At 53.7% G+C, this 16309-nt stretch carries 17 protein-coding genes; 8 read left to right on the forward strand and 9 right to left on the reverse strand.

The window, feature by feature from the left end; translation table 11 throughout:
* Positions 1-29 precede the first annotated feature (29 nt).
* From ackA to yfcC, 3 genes are all read left to right on the forward strand, one after another.
* Positions 30-1232, forward strand: a complete 1203-nt coding sequence (gene ackA / locus AL479_RS01610; RefSeq protein ID WP_042317795.1) for an acetate kinase — start codon at positions 30-32, stop codon at positions 1230-1232.
* Between the two features lie 195 nt (positions 1233-1427).
* On the forward strand, positions 1428-3569 hold the full coding sequence (gene pta / locus AL479_RS01615) for a phosphate acetyltransferase (RefSeq protein ID WP_061074812.1): 2142 nt from the start codon (positions 1428-1430) through the stop codon (positions 3567-3569).
* Between the two features lie 186 nt (positions 3570-3755).
* Positions 3756-5276, forward strand: coding sequence for a putative basic amino acid antiporter YfcC (gene yfcC / locus AL479_RS01620; RefSeq protein WP_061074813.1), 1521 nt, complete (start codon positions 3756-3758; stop codon positions 5274-5276).
* A gap of 46 nt (positions 5277-5322) precedes the next feature.
* Here the strand turns inward: yfcC and AL479_RS01625 are convergent, their stop codons facing one another.
* From AL479_RS01625 to AL479_RS01645, 5 genes are all read right to left on the reverse strand, one after another.
* Entirely contained in the window at positions 5323-6276 is a 954-nt protein-coding gene (locus AL479_RS01625) for a transketolase family protein (RefSeq protein WP_061074814.1), read from the reverse strand.
* Complete coding sequence (locus tag AL479_RS01630; protein ID WP_061074815.1) at positions 6269-7099, reverse strand: transketolase; 831 nt, start codon at positions 7097-7099, stop codon at positions 6269-6271. Before AL479_RS01630 ends, AL479_RS01625 begins: the two co-directional genes overlap by 8 nt.
* Positions 7096-8487, reverse strand: coding sequence for a PTS ascorbate transporter subunit IIC (locus AL479_RS01635; RefSeq protein ID WP_061074816.1), 1392 nt, complete (start codon positions 8485-8487; stop codon positions 7096-7098). Before AL479_RS01635 ends, AL479_RS01630 begins: the two co-directional genes overlap by 4 nt.
* A gap of 71 nt (positions 8488-8558) precedes the next feature.
* Entirely contained in the window at positions 8559-8831 is a 273-nt protein-coding gene (locus AL479_RS01640; protein WP_061074817.1) for a PTS sugar transporter subunit IIB, read from the reverse strand.
* 78 nt (positions 8832-8909) lie between these two features.
* Positions 8910-9353 (reverse strand): PTS sugar transporter subunit IIA, encoded by a 444-nt coding sequence (locus AL479_RS01645; RefSeq protein WP_061074818.1) that lies wholly within the window; start codon positions 9351-9353, stop codon positions 8910-8912.
* A gap of 246 nt (positions 9354-9599) precedes the next feature.
* Here AL479_RS01645 and AL479_RS01650 point away from each other — a divergent pair, with 246 nt between their 5' ends.
* Complete coding sequence (locus tag AL479_RS01650; RefSeq protein ID WP_061077909.1) at positions 9600-10619, forward strand: LacI family DNA-binding transcriptional regulator; 1020 nt, start codon at positions 9600-9602, stop codon at positions 10617-10619.
* A gap of 4 nt (positions 10620-10623) precedes the next feature.
* Here the strand turns inward: AL479_RS01650 and yfcD are convergent, their stop codons facing one another.
* Genes yfcD through yfcF form a run of 3 tightly spaced genes read right to left on the reverse strand, consistent with a single transcriptional unit; the run spans position 10624 to position 12498 of the window.
* Complete coding sequence (gene yfcD, locus AL479_RS01655) at positions 10624-11190, reverse strand: NUDIX hydrolase YfcD (RefSeq protein ID WP_042317782.1); 567 nt, start codon at positions 11188-11190, stop codon at positions 10624-10626.
* Positions 11191-11246: 56 nt separating this feature from the next.
* On the reverse strand, positions 11247-11798 hold the full coding sequence (gene yfcE, locus AL479_RS01660; protein ID WP_061074819.1) for a phosphodiesterase: 552 nt from the start codon (positions 11796-11798) through the stop codon (positions 11247-11249).
* 55 nt (positions 11799-11853) lie between these two features.
* Positions 11854-12498: a glutathione transferase gene (gene yfcF, locus AL479_RS01665; RefSeq protein WP_061074820.1), complete on the reverse strand. Its 645-nt coding sequence runs from the start codon at positions 12496-12498 to the stop codon at positions 11854-11856.
* A gap of 138 nt (positions 12499-12636) precedes the next feature.
* Here yfcF and yfcG point away from each other — a divergent pair, with 138 nt between their 5' ends.
* The 4 genes from yfcG (at position 12637) to AL479_RS01685 (ending at position 15194) form a co-directional block, all read left to right on the forward strand.
* On the forward strand, positions 12637-13284 hold the full coding sequence (gene yfcG, locus AL479_RS01670; RefSeq protein WP_061074821.1) for a GSH-dependent disulfide bond oxidoreductase: 648 nt from the start codon (positions 12637-12639) through the stop codon (positions 13282-13284).
* A gap of 54 nt (positions 13285-13338) precedes the next feature.
* The gene (gene folX, locus AL479_RS01675) at positions 13339-13701 is read left to right on the forward strand and encodes a dihydroneopterin triphosphate 2'-epimerase (RefSeq protein ID WP_043000007.1); all 363 of its coding nucleotides are present in this window, start codon (positions 13339-13341) and stop codon (positions 13699-13701) included.
* Positions 13702-13721: 20 nt separating this feature from the next.
* A complete protein-coding gene (locus tag AL479_RS01680) occupies positions 13722-14615 on the forward strand; it encodes a TIGR01777 family oxidoreductase (protein ID WP_061074822.1) in 894 nt (297 codons plus the stop codon).
* Between the two features lie 69 nt (positions 14616-14684).
* Positions 14685-15194 carry a GNAT family N-acetyltransferase gene (locus AL479_RS01685; RefSeq protein ID WP_061074823.1) on the forward strand — a complete coding sequence of 170 codons (510 nt, stop codon included), beginning with the start codon at positions 14685-14687 and terminating at the stop codon, positions 15192-15194.
* A 23-nt stretch (positions 15195-15217) separates the two neighbouring features.
* Here the strand turns inward: AL479_RS01685 and AL479_RS01690 are convergent, their stop codons facing one another.
* Positions 15218-16117 (reverse strand): Rpn family recombination-promoting nuclease/putative transposase, encoded by a 900-nt coding sequence (locus AL479_RS01690; RefSeq protein ID WP_061074824.1) that lies wholly within the window; start codon positions 16115-16117, stop codon positions 15218-15220.
* Between the last annotated feature and the right edge of the window lie 192 nt (positions 16118-16309).

Consider the following 16309-nt stretch of genomic DNA (forward strand, 5'->3'; position numbering starts at 1 on the left):
TTAGCCACGTATCAATAATAGGTACTTCCATGTCGAGTAAGTTAGTACTGGTTCTGAACTGCGGTAGCTCCTCACTGAAATTTGCAATCATCGATGCAGTTAATGGTGAAGAGTACCTTTCTGGTTTAGCCGAATGTTTCCATCTCCCAGAAGCACGTATCAAATGGAAAATGGACGGCGGTAAACAAGAAGCGGCTTTAGGTGCAGGCGCCGCTCACAGTGAAGCGCTGAACTTTATCGTTAATACTATTCTGGCACAAAAACCAGAACTGTCTGCGCAGTTGACTGCAATCGGCCACCGTATCGTACACGGCGGCGAGAAGTATACCAGCTCCGTGGTTATCGATGACTCTGTTATTCAGGGCATCAAAGATTCTGCCTCTTTCGCACCGCTGCATAACCCGGCTCACCTGATCGGGATTGCAGAAGCACTGAAATCCTTCCCGCAATTGAAAGACAAAAACGTGGCTGTGTTTGACACCGCGTTCCATCAGACCATGCCGGAAGAGTCTTACCTCTATGCCCTGCCGTACAGCCTGTACAAAGAACACGGCGTTCGTCGTTATGGCGCGCACGGTACCAGCCACTTCTTCGTTACTCAGGAAGCGGCAAAAATGCTGAACAAACCGGTAGAAGAGCTGAACATCATCACGTGCCATCTGGGCAACGGGGGTTCTGTTTCTGCTATCCGCAATGGTAAATGTGTTGATACGTCTATGGGTCTGACCCCGCTGGAAGGTCTGGTGATGGGCACCCGCTCTGGTGACATCGACCCGGCAATCATTTTCCACCTGCACGACACGCTGGGCATGAGTGTTGATCAGATCAACAAAATGCTGACCAAAGAATCCGGCCTGCTGGGTCTGACCGAAGTGACCAGCGATTGCCGTTATGTTGAAGACAACTACACCACCAAAGAAGACGCGAAACGTGCAATGGACGTTTACTGCCACCGTCTGGCGAAGTATATCGGTTCCTACACGGCGCTGATGGACGGTCGTCTGGACGCGGTTGTCTTCACCGGCGGTATCGGTGAGAACGCGGCCATGGTTCGCGAGCTGTCCCTGGGTAAACTGGGCGTGCTGGGCTTTGAAGTTGATCATGAACGTAACCTGGCTGCCCGTTTCGGCAAATCCGGTTTCATCAACAAAGAAGGTACCCGTCCTGCGGTGGTGATCCCAACCAACGAAGAACTGGTTATCGCGCAAGACGCGAGCCGTCTGACTGCCTGATTTCACACCGCCAGCTACACCCTAAATAATTCGAGTTGCAGGAAGGCGGCGACGTAGCGAATCCCCAGGAGCGTACACCAGTACGTGACTGGGGTGAGCGAAGAAAGCTAACGCACATGCAACTTGAAGTATGACGGGAGCTGGTGGTGCCGTTTTGTAACCCGCCCAACGGGCGGTAACGAAAGAGGATAAACCGTGTCCCGTATTATTATGCTGATCCCTACCGGAACCAGCGTCGGCCTGACCAGCGTCAGCCTCGGCGTCATCCGCGCTATGGAACGCAAAGGCGTTCGTCTGAGTGTCTTTAAGCCAATCGCCCAGCCACGCGCCGGTGGCGATGCACCAGACCAGACCACCGCTATCGTTCGTGCAAACTCTTCTGTCACTGCGGCTGAACCGCTGAAGATGAGCCACGTAGAGTCTCTGCTGTCCAGCAATCAGAAAGATGTGCTGATGGAAGAGATCATCGCAAACTACCATGCGAACACTAAAGACGCAGAAGTGGTACTGGTTGAAGGCCTGGTCCCAACCCGTAAACACCAGTTCGCGCAGTCTCTGAACTACGAAATCGCTAAAACGCTGAACGCGGAAATCGTCTTCGTAATGTCTCAGGGCACCGATACGCCGGAACAGTTGAACGAGCGTATTGAACTGACTCGCAGCAGCTTCGGCGGCGCAAAAAATACCAACATCACCGGCGTTATCGTGAACAAACTGAACGCCCCGGTTGATGAACAAGGCCGTACCCGCCCGGATCTGTCTGAGATTTTCGACGACTCATCCAAAGCGCAGATCGTAAAAGTCGATCCGGCGCAGCTCACCGCAACCAGCCCGCTGCCGGTTCTCGGCGCAGTGCCGTGGAGTTTTGATCTGATCGCGACCCGTGCGATCGACATGGCGCGTCACCTGAATGCCACCATCGTCAACGAAGGCGACATCAATACACGTCGCGTGAAGTCTGTAACCTTCTGTGCGCGTAGCATTCCGCACATGCTGGAACACTTCCGTGCCGGTTCCCTGCTGGTCACCTCCGCTGACCGTCCGGACGTGCTGGTTGCCGCGTGTCTGGCCGCGATGAACGGCGTTGAAATCGGCGCCCTGCTGCTGACCGGCGGTTACGAAATGGATGCGCGCATCTCTAAACTGTGTGAACGCGCTTTCGCAACCGGCCTGCCGGTATTCATGGTGAACACCAACACCTGGCAGACCTCTCTGAGCCTGCAGAGCTTCAACCTGGAAGTGCCGGTTGACGATCACGAGCGCATCGAGAAAGTTCAGGAATACGTGGCGAACTACATTAACGCGGACTGGATCGAGTCTCTGACCGCCACCTCTGAGCGTAGCCGTCGTCTGTCTCCGCCTGCCTTCCGTTATCAGCTGACCGAACTGGCGCGTAAAGCCGGTAAACGCGTTGTGCTGCCAGAAGGCGACGAACCGCGTACCGTGAAAGCAGCAGCCATCTGTGCTGAACGTGGTATCGCAACCTGCGTGCTTCTGGGTAACCCGGAAGAGATCAACCGCGTTGCAGCGTCTCAGGGCGTTGAACTCGGCGCTGGCATCGAAATCGTGGACCCGGAAGTGGTTCGCGAAAGCTATGTCGCGCGTCTGGTTGAACTGCGTAAGAGCAAAGGCATGACCGAAACCGTTGCCCGCGAACAGCTGGAAGACAACGTGGTTCTCGGTACGCTGATGCTGGAACAAGACGAAGTTGACGGTCTGGTATCAGGTGCCGTTCACACCACGGCTAACACCATTCGTCCGCCGCTGCAGCTGATCAAAACAGCGCCAGGCAGTTCACTGGTTTCCTCCGTATTCTTCATGCTGCTGCCGGAACAGGTTTACGTTTACGGCGACTGCGCGATCAACCCGGATCCGACCGCTGAACAGCTGGCAGAAATCGCTATCCAGTCTGCTGACTCTGCCATTGCCTTTGGTATCGAACCGCGCGTCGCGATGCTCTCCTACTCCACCGGCACCTCTGGTGCGGGTAGCGACGTAGAGAAAGTGCGTGAAGCAACCCGTCTGGCGCAGGAAAAACGTCCTGACCTGATGATCGACGGTCCGCTGCAGTACGATGCCGCAGTGATGGCTGACGTTGCAAAATCCAAAGCGCCGAACTCTCCGGTTGCGGGTCGCGCTACCGTGTTCATCTTCCCGGATCTGAACACCGGTAACACCACCTACAAAGCGGTACAGCGTTCTGCCGACCTGATCTCCATCGGGCCGATGCTGCAGGGTATGCGCAAGCCGGTGAACGACCTGTCCCGTGGCGCGCTGGTTGACGATATCGTCTACACCATCGCCCTGACCGCGATTCAGTCTTCACAACAGCAGTAAGCTGCCTCCTCTGGGCTCTGACGGGCCCAGTCAAATCCGGAAATCGTCATGGTTTCCGGATTTTTTATTCCTTCCTTTTCAGCCCTGTAAAATCTGATTTTTTCGCTTAACTGCGCTGTATCAATGAATAACCATTCGCCTGTTTGCATACTTAGCCTCTTTGCTTTGCAACAGGGATAGTCTTTCATGTCTGCAGTAACCGAAACACAGCCAACCAGAAAATGGGCCATGCCCGACACATTGGTCATTATTTTCTTTGTCGCCATTTTAACCAGCCTTGCGACCTGGGTTGTCCCCGTCGGGATGTTCGACAGCCAGGAGGTGCAATACCAGGTAGATGGTCAGACAAAAACCCGTAAAGTGGTCGATCCCCACTCTTTCCGTATTCTGACCAACGAGGCCGGTGAAGCGCAGTATCATCCGGTTAAGTTCTTCACTACCGGCGAGGAAAGCCCGGGCCTGATGAACTTCCCGTTCGAAGGACTGACCTCCGGCTCTAAATTCGGTACCGCCGTCGGTATCATCATGTTTATGCTGGTGATTGGCGGCGCGTTTGGCATCGTTATGCGCACGGGAACCATTGACAACGGCATCCTGGCGCTAATCCGTCATACCAAGGGCAACGAGGTGCTGTTTATCCCGGTGCTGTTTATTCTCTTTTCGCTGGGCGGCGCGGTCTTCGGCATGGGGGAAGAGGCGGTTGCCTTTGCGATCATCATCGCACCGCTGATGGTGCGACTGGGTTATGACAGTATCACCACTGTGTTAGTGACCTATATTGCGACGCAAATTGGCTTTGCCAGTTCGTGGATGAACCCCTTCTGCGTGGTGGTCGCGCAGGGTATTGCCGGCGTACCGGTCCTCTCCGGTTCTGGTCTGCGCATCGTGGTATGGGTTATTTCGACGCTGATCGGCCTGACGTTTACGCTGGTCTATGCCTCGCGGGTGAAAAAGAATCCGCTTCTGTCACGCGTGCATGAATCTGACCGTTTCTTTCGCGAACAGCAGGATGACGTTGTCGAGCGGCGCTTCACAATCGGCGACTGGCTGGTGTTGCTGGTTCTGACCGGGGTGATGGTTTGGGTAGTCTGGGGCGTTATCGTCAACGCGTGGTTTATTCCAGAAATAGCCAGCCAGTTCTTCACCATGGGCCTGGTCATTGGCATTATCGCCGTTGTCTTCCGCCTTAACGGCATGACGGTCAACATAATGGCCTCCTCTTTCACCGAAGGCGCCCGCATGATGATCGCCCCCGCCCTGCTGGTAGGTTTTGCCAAAGGCATTTTACTGCTGGTAGGTAACGGCGAAGCAGGTGACGCCAGCGTGCTCAATACGCTGTTGCACAGCATTGCCAACGGCATCAGCGGACTCGACAACGCCGTTGCCGCGTGGTTTATGCTGCTCTTCCAGGCGGTGTTTAATTTCTTTGTGACTTCCGGCTCGGGCCAGGCAGCGCTGACCATGCCGCTGTTAGCGCCGCTCGGCGATCTGGTAGGCGTTAACCGTCAGGTCACCGTACTGGCATTCCAGTTTGGCGATGGCTTTAGCCACATCATCTACCCGACCTCTGCATCACTGATGGCGACATTAGGCGTCTGTCGGGTGGATTTCCGTAACTGGCTGAAAGTGGGTGCGACGCTGCTGGGGCTGCTGTTCATCATGTCCAGCGTAGTGGTGATTGGCGCGCAGATCATGGGCTACCACTGATCCAAAAAGGCCGGATAAGCGTTAACGCTTATCCGGCTTTTCCTTTCTAAAGCAATGATTTTGCCGCAGCCACAATCGACGCTGCGGTAAGTCCATACTCTTCCTGTAAGAAATCCTGGGTACCGACTTGTCCGTAGCGTTCCCTGACGCCAACCCGACGCATCGAAACTGGACAGGTTTCGACCAGGACTTCCGCAACCGCAGACCCTAGTCCGTTATGAATACTGTGATTTTCACAAGTCACAATCCGCCCCGTTTTTTCAGCATAGTTCTTCACCAGCATGCGATCGATAGGCTTGAGTGTGAACATGTCAATGACGGCCGTACTAACGCCCATACGGTCCAACTGGCGCGCGGCTTCCAGCGCTTCAGCGACCATAATCCCATTGGCGATTAAGGTGACATCATCGCCTTCACGCAACACATTCCCTTTCCCCAGTGTAAAGGTCGAGCCCGGGGCGTAAATACTCGGTGCCTGCTTACGGATGGTGCGTACCCAGTAGAACCCGTCGAGGTCAATCAACTGACGTAAAATATCGTCAAACATGACAGCGTCAGTGACTTCCAACACCACCGAATGTGCCAGCCCGCGAACGATACCCATATCTTCGAAAGACATGTGCGTTCCACCGTTATGACAAGCGGTCACGCCGGCATCGGAGGCGATCACTTTGACGTTACTCCGCTGATAATCGAGTGACATAAACAGCTGATCAAAACAGCGGCGACTGGCGAACGCCGTAAAGGTATGCACAAACGGCTTGCGGCCGGTCAGAGCTAGTCCCGCTGCAGTGCCGATGACATTTGCCTCCATGATGCCGCAATTAATGACGTGCTGCGGATAGTCGCGCGCCACGCCATCCATCGCCATGGAGCTCATCAAATCTGCTTCCAGCGCAATAATCGGGCTGCCTGCCGCCACTTCTTTGGCGACAAAACCGGCATATACCTTGCGCATCTCCACACTGTCTTTTTGCCCTGCGGGCGCGAGCTTAATCATACGTAGCCTCCAGTTGGCGAAGGTTATCGTTCAGCATTTGTCTTGTCTCATCCGTCAGGCGCAGGTGATGTGAGTTGGGTAATTGCTCCAGATATGCCACCCCCTGTCCTTTAATGCTGTCAAGAATCACGACGCGTGGGCGTGCCCGTTCATCCAGAACCGGTTGCACCACTGCCAGCAGTCCTGGGATATCATCCCCTTTCACCGTGAACGCCTCAAAACCAAACGCACGGAATTTATCTTCAAGACAAAACGGGTTGATAATGTCATCCAGTTCACCGTCCAATTGCTGTTTATTCCAGTCGACGAAGACTGTCAGGTTGTTCAGCCGATGGTGGGCAATAAACTGGAACGCTTCCCAGCATTGCCCTTCATTGAGCTCGCCATCGCCAACAATGCAAAATACCCGGTTCACCCGCTGCGCCAATTTGTGCGACAGCGCCATCCCTCCAGCGATAGAAATGCCCTGTCCCAGCGACCCTGTTGTCGCATCAACACCACGTGTTTTAAGTCTGTCCGGATGACTAGGCAGGCGCGTGCCATTCTGATTCAGCGTGATCAACTCTGCCACGGGGAAGTAGCCTTTCAACGCCAGCGTGCTATACAGCGCCGGCCCGGCATGGCCTTTTGACAGCACGAAATAGTCCCGCTCAGGCCAGTCCGGATTGGCAGGGTCAATATTCATCACTTCGCCATACAGAACCGCCAGCGTTTCGACCACTGACATACAGCCACCAAAATGGCCAAAGCCGAGATGAATGAGCGATTTCAGGGTTGCGATGCGAATCTCTCGCGCCAGTTGGGTTATCTCCTTCACACTCATGATTTAACTCCATTATTTTCCTCAGTCTGACCCGCCACAGTCCGTTTTTTCGCGAACAGATTCCAGGCCACCAGCAGTGCAAACAACGCCACAACCAGTCCCGTGATGGCGAAAGGTGACAGATAGCGCGCCAGGTTGCCAAGAACGATGCCAATGACGCCAAAATCAGCATCCGAGAAAGTGGTATTGGCAAAACCAATCGCGCCGAGCACGGGCAGGAGAAGAACCGGCAGGAAGGTGATTAACAGACCGTTGGCGAACGCGCCAATCATGGCCCCGCGACGCCCACCGGTGGCATTACCAAATACGCCGGCCGTTGCGCCAGTGAAAAAGTGTGGCACTACGCCTGGCAGGATCAGCACCAGCTTCATCTGTCCCAGCAGAAACAGCCCCACCAGCCCGCCGAGAAAACTGAACAGAAAGCCAATCAGTACCGCATTCGGGGCATAGGGATAGACCACCGGGCAATCCAGCGCAGGCCGCGCGTTAGGCACCAGTTTTTCAGAAAAGCCGGTAAATGCCGGGACGATTTCCGCCAGAATCAGACGGACGCCCTGCAGAATGATAAATACCCCGGCAGCAAAGGTGATCGCCATAATAATGGCGTAGACCAGATAGTTCTGCCCGCCGCTGAAGGTACTTTCGACATACTCCCGACCGGCGCTGATCGCCATAATCAGGTAGATGATCATCATGGTCAGAGAAATAGAGATTGAACTATCGCGCAGGAAGCTCAGGTTCTTCGGTAAATTCATCTCTTCAGTCGAACGGGAACCTTTGCCACAGATGCTGCCAATCCAGCCTGACAGCACGTACCCCAGCGTACCGAAGTGGCCAAAGGCAATCTCGTCATTGCCGGTGATCCGACGCATGTAACGCTGCGCCAGTGCGGGGAAAAAGGCCATTACCAGCCCCAGAATCAATGATCCCGTAAAGACCAGACCGATCCCATCGAATCCGGCGACGGTCAGAATGACGCCAATCATACAGGCCATATAAAACGTATGGTGCCCGGTCAGAAAGATGTACTTCAGACGCGTGAAGCGAGCGACAATAATATTCGCCACCATCCCGAATGCCATAATAAGCGCAGTTGAGGCACCATATTTTTCGAGGGCGATTGAAACAATTGCTTCGTTATTAGGTATAATACCCTGAATATTAAATGCGTGCTCGAACATCCCGCCTAACGGATTTAATGACCCCACCAGCACTGTTGCACCACCGCCAAGAACAATAAATCCCAGAATCGTTTTAATTGTTCCTTTTATCACATCGGAAAAAGCTTTCTTCTGTGCTACCAGGCCAATTAATGCAATTAACCCTACCAGCACGGAGGGGACTTTAAGAATATCAACAACAAAATTCAGCGTTTCAAGGATGAACATATCCACCTCGCTTTATGCACGTCAACGCTCAAACCGCCCCAGGCCGTTTGCATGATTGCGTGCATTCACAGTTATTGTTTGTCGAACCATGCGCACAATTGCGCTTCCAGTTCATTGATATCAATAATATTATTAATCACAACCAGTTGCGCTTCCGGTACGCTGGCGCTGGCAGCGATATCTTTTGCCATTACAAACAGATCGGCGGCCCCCGGCGTGGCGGAGGAGAGATCGGAATGTTCAACGTCAGCCTGAATATTCAGTTTTTTAAGCACTTTTTTAATATTCATTTCGACCATAAAACTGCTGCCCAGCCCCGAGCCACAAATCGCCATGATTTTCATTGTTATCCCCTTTTTTAAGTAATGCATGTCCGCATCACGCTTTCGCGTCATGTATCGATAATGCCGTAATGACTTACATCAGAAACGTGAAATGATTTTTTTAATTTCCTCCCGCGTTGTTGCCTGATGTAATTGCGCCAGGTCCTCGTCACTTGAAAATAATTCAGCCAGTGCGGATATCATGGAAATATGGCTATGTTTATCCGGCGCCGCCAGCATGATAATAATATCAACAGGATCAAATTCGCCTGCGTCAAATGAAACACCGTGTTTCAGTTTTAACAACGAGAGCCCTAATGCCCTTGCTCCTTCTTCCGGTCTGGCATGCGGCATCGCCAGACCTGGTGCCAGGACGTAATAAGGTCCCAGTTGATGATGCTGCGCGACAATTGCGGTGAGGTAATCCGGTGTAATCACCCCAGCAGCAAGCAAAGGTCTGGCGCACCACTCAAGCGCCTGTTGCCAGTCTTCGACGCTCTCGCGCAGCATGATGGTTGTCTCCGTTAACCATTTATTCAGCACGTCCGCTCCTTATTTTTACTCGATGTGAGCAAACTTTATTCAACCCCTGAAACCTTATCTGCGATCTTTCTCACAAAGATAGCGCTATCAAAAGATATCGTTCAGATATGTGATAGCGCTATCAAAATACAATTGCCGGGTAAAATCACAGCAATCAACGCCATTAAAGGCGTATACTTGCCCCGCATACGAAGAAAAAATGACGATAAAAGCGGCTCAACCGGTTGTAATTGTGCAGGATTGTGTATGTCTCTGACCCGAAAACGACGTAGTACAGGCAAAGTGACCATTGCTGATGTCGCTCAACTTGCCGGTGTCGGCACCATGACCGTCTCCCGTGCATTGCGCACACCTGAACAGGTTTCCGATAAGCTCCGGGAAAAGATAGACGCCGCCGTGCACGAACTGGGCTATATGCCTAATCTGGTGGCGAGCGCGCTGGCGTCTGCGTCATCACGAACCATTGCGATGGTGGTGCCGAATCTCTCAGAAGCTGGCTGCTCGGAAATGTTTGCCGGATTGCAGGAGGTTCTACAGCCCGCCGGATACCAGATTATGCTGGCAGAGTCCCGTCATCGCCTGGAACAGGAAGAAAAACTGCTGGAGACGCTGCTGGCCTCCAATATCGCCGCCGCCATTTTGCTCAGCGTCGAGCACAGTGACACCGTGCGCAACTGGCTGAAAAACGCCAGGATTCCGGTCATGGAGATGGGGGCAATTCGTAGCGATCCCATTGATATGAACATTGGTATCGATAACGTCGCAGCAATGTTTGAACTCACCGAAATGTTGATTCAGCGCGGCTATCAGAACATCGGACTGCTTTGCGCCAATCAGGAACAGTGGATTTTTCAGCAACATTTGCAGGGCTGGTATAAGGCAATGCTGCGCCACCACATGTCGCCGAATCGGGTTATTAATGCGGCACTCCCCCCCAACTTCTCCACCGGGGCCTCGCAGCTTCCTGAGTTTATTCTCGCCTGGCCCGAGCTCGACGCGCTGGTTTGCGTGTCGGATGAACTGGCTTGCGGTGTGCTGTACGAATGTCAACGACGGCGCATCAAGGTACCTGACGATCTGGCGGTAGTCGGATTTGGCGATAGTGATGTGAGCAAAGTTTGCCAGCCGCCGTTAACTACAATGGCGGTGCCACATCGTAAGATTGGTATTGAGGCCGGACGTGCGTTACTGGCGCGGTTTGAGGATGGTAACTGGAGCGATCAAAAACCGATCGCCTCCAGTTTAAGCGTGCGGGAAAGTTGCTGAGTTCTTACTCCGCCTCTTCCTGCTTCTCCTGTTGCGACTCTGACCTGGCGGCTTCATTTTTTGCGTTGCGGGTCATCCACAACGCCAGCGCCTTCAGGGAGTCAGGCGTGAATTCATCACAGCGGGCAGTAATTTCTTCCGGCGTCAGCCAGCATACTTCGCTGACCTCTTCTTCCTGCAAGGCGAACGGGCCGTGCGACACACAGCTGAACAGCGCGCCCCAGACGCGACAGTTCTTATCTTCAAAGTAGAACTGGCCGTGTTCGGCGAATGGCACACCGGCGATGCCTAACTCTTCTTCTGCTTCACGGCGGGCAGAATCCAGCAGTTGTTCGTCAGCCTGCACAACGCCACCGGCAGTGGCATCTAACATTCCGGGTAAAAAGTCTTTTGTCTCGGTACGACGTTGCACCAGTATTTTGCCCATTCCGTCGTGTACAACAATATAGGTCGCACGATGACGCAGGCCCTGCGCTCGCATCTGTTCCCGGCTGGATTGTGCAATGACTTCGTTGTCTTCATTCACAATATCCACCCATTCCGTACTTGCCAAACGACGCTGTTCCACCATCAGGAAACCTTCTTTTTCTGGCGCTCTTACGGCGCATTTACATATGTGGGGGTAAATTACGAATTAATCGCGACCTGCGCAATAATACTTTGATCATTGAGTGCGATAACGCTCAAAACATTATCGTCCAGCAGGCCATAACTTGCCTGATGGCCGCCTTTCGGAATGCTTACTGACCCCGGGTTGAAGTGATAAATATCGTCTCTTTTTTCTGCCACTGGCAGATGTGTATGCCCGTATACCAGTACGTCACCGGCCCGCAGTGCCGGCAGGTTATCCGGCCCAAAGAGATGACCGTGAGTCAGAAACAGTCGCTGATTTTCCAGCAGCACCTGCTGCCAGGGCGCGGTGATTGGAAACTGCAGCAGCATCTGATCCACCTCGCTATCACAATTTCCCCGCACCGCGATAATCTGCGCCGCCTGTTCATTGAGTCGCTCAGCGACCTGAGCGGGCGCGTAGCCTTCGGGTAACGCATTTCGCGGCCCGTGGTTGAGGACATCACCCAGAATAACCAGCCACTGCGCGCCACTCTGTGAAAACAGGGCCAGCACGCGTTCTGTGGCTGGCAAGGACCCATGAATATCGGATGCAAACATCAGTTTCATCATATGCTCCGTGTCATCAAAAACCGCATTATGATACTGGATAACGGACGTTTTATCAGCCTGAACGCTTCGCGGAAAGCGCAATATAACGCTGGACAGAGGCGCGTTGCCACTGAAATGCTGCATATTCCGCCAGTCGCTGCGGAACGTCGTCGCCATTAAGAACCAGACGATTGAGCATCAGGGCTAAATCGGTATCAGCCAGACACCATTCACCGAAAAGATTTGGCATGTCGTGTGCCAGCAGATTCCCCGCCGTGACGAACAGTTTGTCAGCACTGATTTTCCCCGCTTCGCTCAGCGGCCCTTTTTTTACCCCACCGAAAACGACATCCGTCGGGCGCTCTTCTCGAATGGGCACTAAATCACTGCGCAACCATGCCTGAATCTGTCGCGCACGCGCGCGCTTTTGCAGGTCGTGAGGATAGATTCGCTCCCAGGTGGGCGGCGCAAAGCTGTCTTCCAGATATTCCGCAATCGCGGAGGACTCGCTCAACTCAAAGCCATCGATTTCTAGCAACGGAACCCGACGAGTCAGTGCATAACCCTGCCAGCCCGGTTGTAGATGTTCACCGTTGTTAAGATCGACGGTTTTCAGACTAAACGGCAGTCCCTTTTCCTGCAAAGCGACATACGCGGAGAGCACGTAGGGGGAGAAATAGTTTGCATCGGACCACAGCGTGATGTTGGGTTTACTCATGGCATCCTCGTCGTTATTAGGCTTTTCTCCCAACATAGAGGGTCTTTCGCTCGCTGTCACCTGATGAAAACTCACACAGCACGACAGGCTTTCTATACTTGTGGTTGGCTTATCCGATAAACACGTTGTGGAGCTGAAATGATCGACCTCTATTACGCCCCGACACCCAATGGGCACAAGATTACGATCTTCCTCGAAGAAACTGCGCTGGAGTACCGACTCATTAAGGTGGATATCAGTAAGGGTAACCAGTTCCGTCCCGATTTCCTCGCCATTTCACCCAACAATAAAATCCCCGCCATCGTCGATCATGACCCGGTCGACGGCGGCGCGCCGCTTAGCCTGTTTGAGTCCGGCGCCATTTTGCTCTATCTGGCAGAAAAGAGCGGCCTGTTGCTTAGCGGCGAATTGCGCGAGCGCCATACCACGCTGCAGTGGTTGTTCTGGCAGGTGGGTGGACTGGGGCCGATGCTCGGCCAGAATCACCATTTCAACCACTTCGCCCCGCAGGCCATCCCCTACGCTATCGAGCGTTATCAGGTAGAAACACAACGGCTGTATAACGTCCTCAATAAACGGCTGGAAACGTCGCCGTGGCTCGGCGGCGAGCATTACAGCATTGCCGATATCACCTGCTGGCCGTGGGTGAACGCCTGGCAGCGGCAGCGCGTCGATCTGGACATGTTTCCCGCCGTGAAGAATTGGTTTGAGCGCATTCGCAGTCGACCCGCCACGACGCGCGCAATGATGCTGGCGCAACAGGATCCTGCGAGTGCAAAAGGATAACGCAACCGGGTTCTCGTGTATCATGCGAGAGTTCATACATGGAGGAGACCTGCAATGTCACATCATGACGCTATAATTCGTATAAAAAACCTTCGCTTACGCACTTTCATCGGCATTAAAGAGGAAGAGATCAATAACCGCCAGGATATTGTCATCAACGTTGCGATTCACTATCCGGCGGACAAGGCTCGCGTCAGTGAAGATATCAATGATGCGTTGAATTACCGCACTATCACCAAAAATATCATCCTGCACGTTGAGAACAATCGCTTCTCATTGTTAGAAAAATTAACCCAGGATGTGCTCGATATCGCACGCGAACACCACTGGGTCACTTATGCTGAAGTGGAAGTCGACAAACTACACGCGTTGCGTTATGCCGATTCCGTCTCCATGACGTTGAGCTGGCAGCGCTAATCGCCATCACGGGAGGCTGCATGAAGATACTGGTAACCGGAGGGACTGGCCTTATCGGAGGACACCTGGTCCCGCGCCTGCAGGAACTGGGTCATCAGGTGACCGTACTGACCCGCCGCCCCGATAACGCCCGGGGAAAGCTCAATGACCGGGTGACACTGTGGGATACGCTGGAAGACAAGCAGAATCTCGACGGCATAGACGCGGTGATTAACCTGGCCGGTGAGCCCATTGCTGACAAGCGCTGGACGACTGAGCAAAAAGAACGCCTGTGTCAGAGTCGCTGGCGCATCACCCAGAAACTGGCGGACCTCATCAACGCCAGTGAAATGCCGCCATCGGTTCTGATTTCCGGTTCTGCCGCTGGTTATTATGGCGATCTGGGCGAAGTCGTCGTCACCGAGGAAGAACCGCCGCATAACGAATTCACTCATAAGCTTTGCGCTCGCTGGGAGCAAATTGCCTGCGAGGCACAAAGCGACAGAACGCGCGTTTGCCTGCTGCGTACCGGCGTGGTGCTGGCGCCAAAGGGCGGTATCCTCGGCAAAATGATCCCGCCGTTTCGCCTGGGCCTCGGTGGCCCCATTGGCAACGGCCGCCAGTATCTGGCCTGGATCCACATTGATGATATGGTCAATGCGATCCTCTGGCTGCTGGATAACGACCTGCGCGGACCGTTCAACATGGTCTCCCCCTATCCGGTACGCAATGAGCAATTTGCTCATGCGCTGGGACATGCCCTGCAACGACCAGCCATTCTTCGCGTACCGGCAACCGTGATTCGCCTGCTGATGGGCGAATCATCGGTGCTGGTGCTGGGTGGGCAGCGCGCCCTGCCCAAACGACTGGAAGCCGCCGGATTTCCCTTCCGTTGGTATGACCTTGAAGAAGCGCTGGCGGATGTCATTCGCTAACGGCTTCCCTGTATACTCTCGCCATTCCGGTGGTAAGGTAGTCTCACTGGCTCCCGGAATGGCGATTTTATGACACGACTCACAACCGAACGACTGACGCTTTCCCCGTTTCAACCCACAGACTGGCCCTTTTTCCTCGCGCTTCGTGAAAATCCGGACATCATGCGTTTTATGGGCAACCTCTGCCCGGAACGCGAAACGCGTTTGCTGTTTGCCCGTCGCCTTACCTCAAAACATACCTTCGTGATCCGCCAGCATCACGATGCCACGCCGCTGGGCGACATTGGCTTACAGATCAGCCATCATTTTCCGCAGGAAGCCGATATCGGTTATTGCGTCATCCCCGCCGTCCAGGGACGCGGTATCGCCAGCGAGGCCGTTCGTGCCGTCTGCGACTATGCCTTCCGCGAAGCCGGCGTGAAAGCCATCAACGCCTGGGTGCTTGCCGAGAATCGGGGTTCAGTCCGCCTGCTGGAAAAGCTGGGATTTGTGCGTACGCAGGTGCTGGAGAAAGCGTTTGAGGTCAACGGTATCCACTATGACGACTGGGGATACCGTCTGGAGAGTGCGCGAGATTAACCGTCCATCGACGCGAGAAAGCCTTATGCGCGTGTCGCGGTAAGCTCGTCAACGGGAAGACCGGTTATCCTGGCGACGGTGTGGGCATCAATACCGTCCGCCAGCATCATACGTGCGATCCGCTGGGCTTCATCGCGCTTGCCCTGTTGAATCCCCTGATCTACCCCCTGCTGACGCAATCTGTCGGCGATAGTCATTAACCTCTCCTTGTGGTGGGGTGAACGCTGGGCAACCTCTGTAAGAAACTCACTGAAATGCGTTGCGTCACCGGTTTGCATCATATAATTAAACAGCGTTTTCAACTGGCTGTCATTAGCGTAACCCTTAACCAACAGGGCAACTAGTTGCTCCATCAAGCCCATTAAATCACGCTTGCGGATATGTTTTTGCATCAACTCCAGGAGTGCTATCCGTCGATGCTGCATAATTTCATCATCCGCCACAACCGTGATATCAACTAGCGGGAAGGCGGCGGTATAGAGCTGTCTTGCCGTGGCAGGATCGGAAAATTCGTCCAGCCAACACAACGAGAAGGGATAGGGCGTCACCGCGCCGTGATAAAATAACATCGGAATCACCAATGGCAGTTTTTTATGTCCGGCATCGAGATGACGTTGCATTGCCCCCATTGCATAGCGCATAAGTCGGAATGCCATATGAGCATCGGGTGAACTTTGATGTTCAATCACCACATAGATAAAGCCCTCTCCTTCCGCCGTCTTTAACAACCAAAGAACGTCGGAATAATACGCACGGAGATTCTCTTCAATAAAGCTACCTGACTCGAGTTTCAGCGAGCCCAGATCGCAAAGTTGCCGCAATGAAGCTGGCAGATGGAATTCCAGGAAATCTCTGGCAGTGTCCGGGTGGCACATGAACGTTTTAAACACCGCATCATGCGCTGTAACCTTAGCTGTTGTCATGGCCGTACCGTCATCCCTGTGAGTCGATGACATGACGTTACGCGCTTTAATCGTCTGCGACACCAACAGACGTTGCGCTTTGCGGTGATGAATCCAGGGGAAATGCGTTGATCTGCAATATTTTCAGGGATTGCGGAAAGCCACTCGCAAAAAAGCCGGGAGGCGGTGTTGCCTTTCCCGGCTTACCTTGAC

It is taken from the genome of Citrobacter amalonaticus (assembly GCF_001559075.2).
Classification (GTDB): domain Bacteria; phylum Pseudomonadota; class Gammaproteobacteria; order Enterobacterales; family Enterobacteriaceae; genus Citrobacter_A; species Citrobacter_A amalonaticus_F.

Bases quoted from the DNA above. Each gene is read 5' to 3' on its own strand.
- ackA (WP_042317795.1), top strand. From the start codon at position 30: ATGTCGAGTAAGTTAGTACTGGTTCTGAACTGCGGTAGCTCCTCACTG.
- yfcC (WP_061074813.1), top strand. From the start codon at position 3,756: ATGTCTGCAGTAACCGAAACACAGCCAACCAGAAAATGGGCCATGCCC.
- AL479_RS01625 (WP_061074814.1), bottom strand. From the start codon at position 6,276: ATGATTAAGCTCGCGCCCGCAGGGCAAAAAGACAGTGTGGAGATGCGC.
- AL479_RS01630 (WP_061074815.1), bottom strand. From the start codon at position 7,099: ATGAGTGTGAAGGAGATAACCCAACTGGCGCGAGAGATTCGCATCGCA.
- AL479_RS01635 (WP_061074816.1), bottom strand. From the start codon at position 8,487: ATGTTCATCCTTGAAACGCTGAATTTTGTTGTTGATATTCTTAAAGTC.
- AL479_RS01640 (WP_061074817.1), bottom strand. From the start codon at position 8,831: ATGAAAATCATGGCGATTTGTGGCTCGGGGCTGGGCAGCAGTTTTATG.
- AL479_RS01650 (WP_061077909.1), top strand. From the start codon at position 9,600: ATGTCTCTGACCCGAAAACGACGTAGTACAGGCAAAGTGACCATTGCT.
- yfcD (WP_042317782.1), bottom strand. From the start codon at position 11,190: ATGGTGGAACAGCGTCGTTTGGCAAGTACGGAATGGGTGGATATTGTG.
- yfcE (WP_061074819.1), bottom strand. From the start codon at position 11,798: ATGAAACTGATGTTTGCATCCGATATTCATGGGTCCTTGCCAGCCACA.
- yfcF (WP_061074820.1), bottom strand. From the start codon at position 12,498: ATGAGTAAACCCAACATCACGCTGTGGTCCGATGCAAACTATTTCTCC.
- yfcG (WP_061074821.1), top strand. From the start codon at position 12,637: ATGATCGACCTCTATTACGCCCCGACACCCAATGGGCACAAGATTACG.
- folX (WP_043000007.1), top strand. From the start codon at position 13,339: ATGTCACATCATGACGCTATAATTCGTATAAAAAACCTTCGCTTACGC.
- AL479_RS01680 (WP_061074822.1), top strand. From the start codon at position 13,722: ATGAAGATACTGGTAACCGGAGGGACTGGCCTTATCGGAGGACACCTG.
- AL479_RS01685 (WP_061074823.1), top strand. From the start codon at position 14,685: ATGACACGACTCACAACCGAACGACTGACGCTTTCCCCGTTTCAACCC.
- AL479_RS01690 (WP_061074824.1), bottom strand. From the start codon at position 16,117: ATGACAACAGCTAAGGTTACAGCGCATGATGCGGTGTTTAAAACGTTC.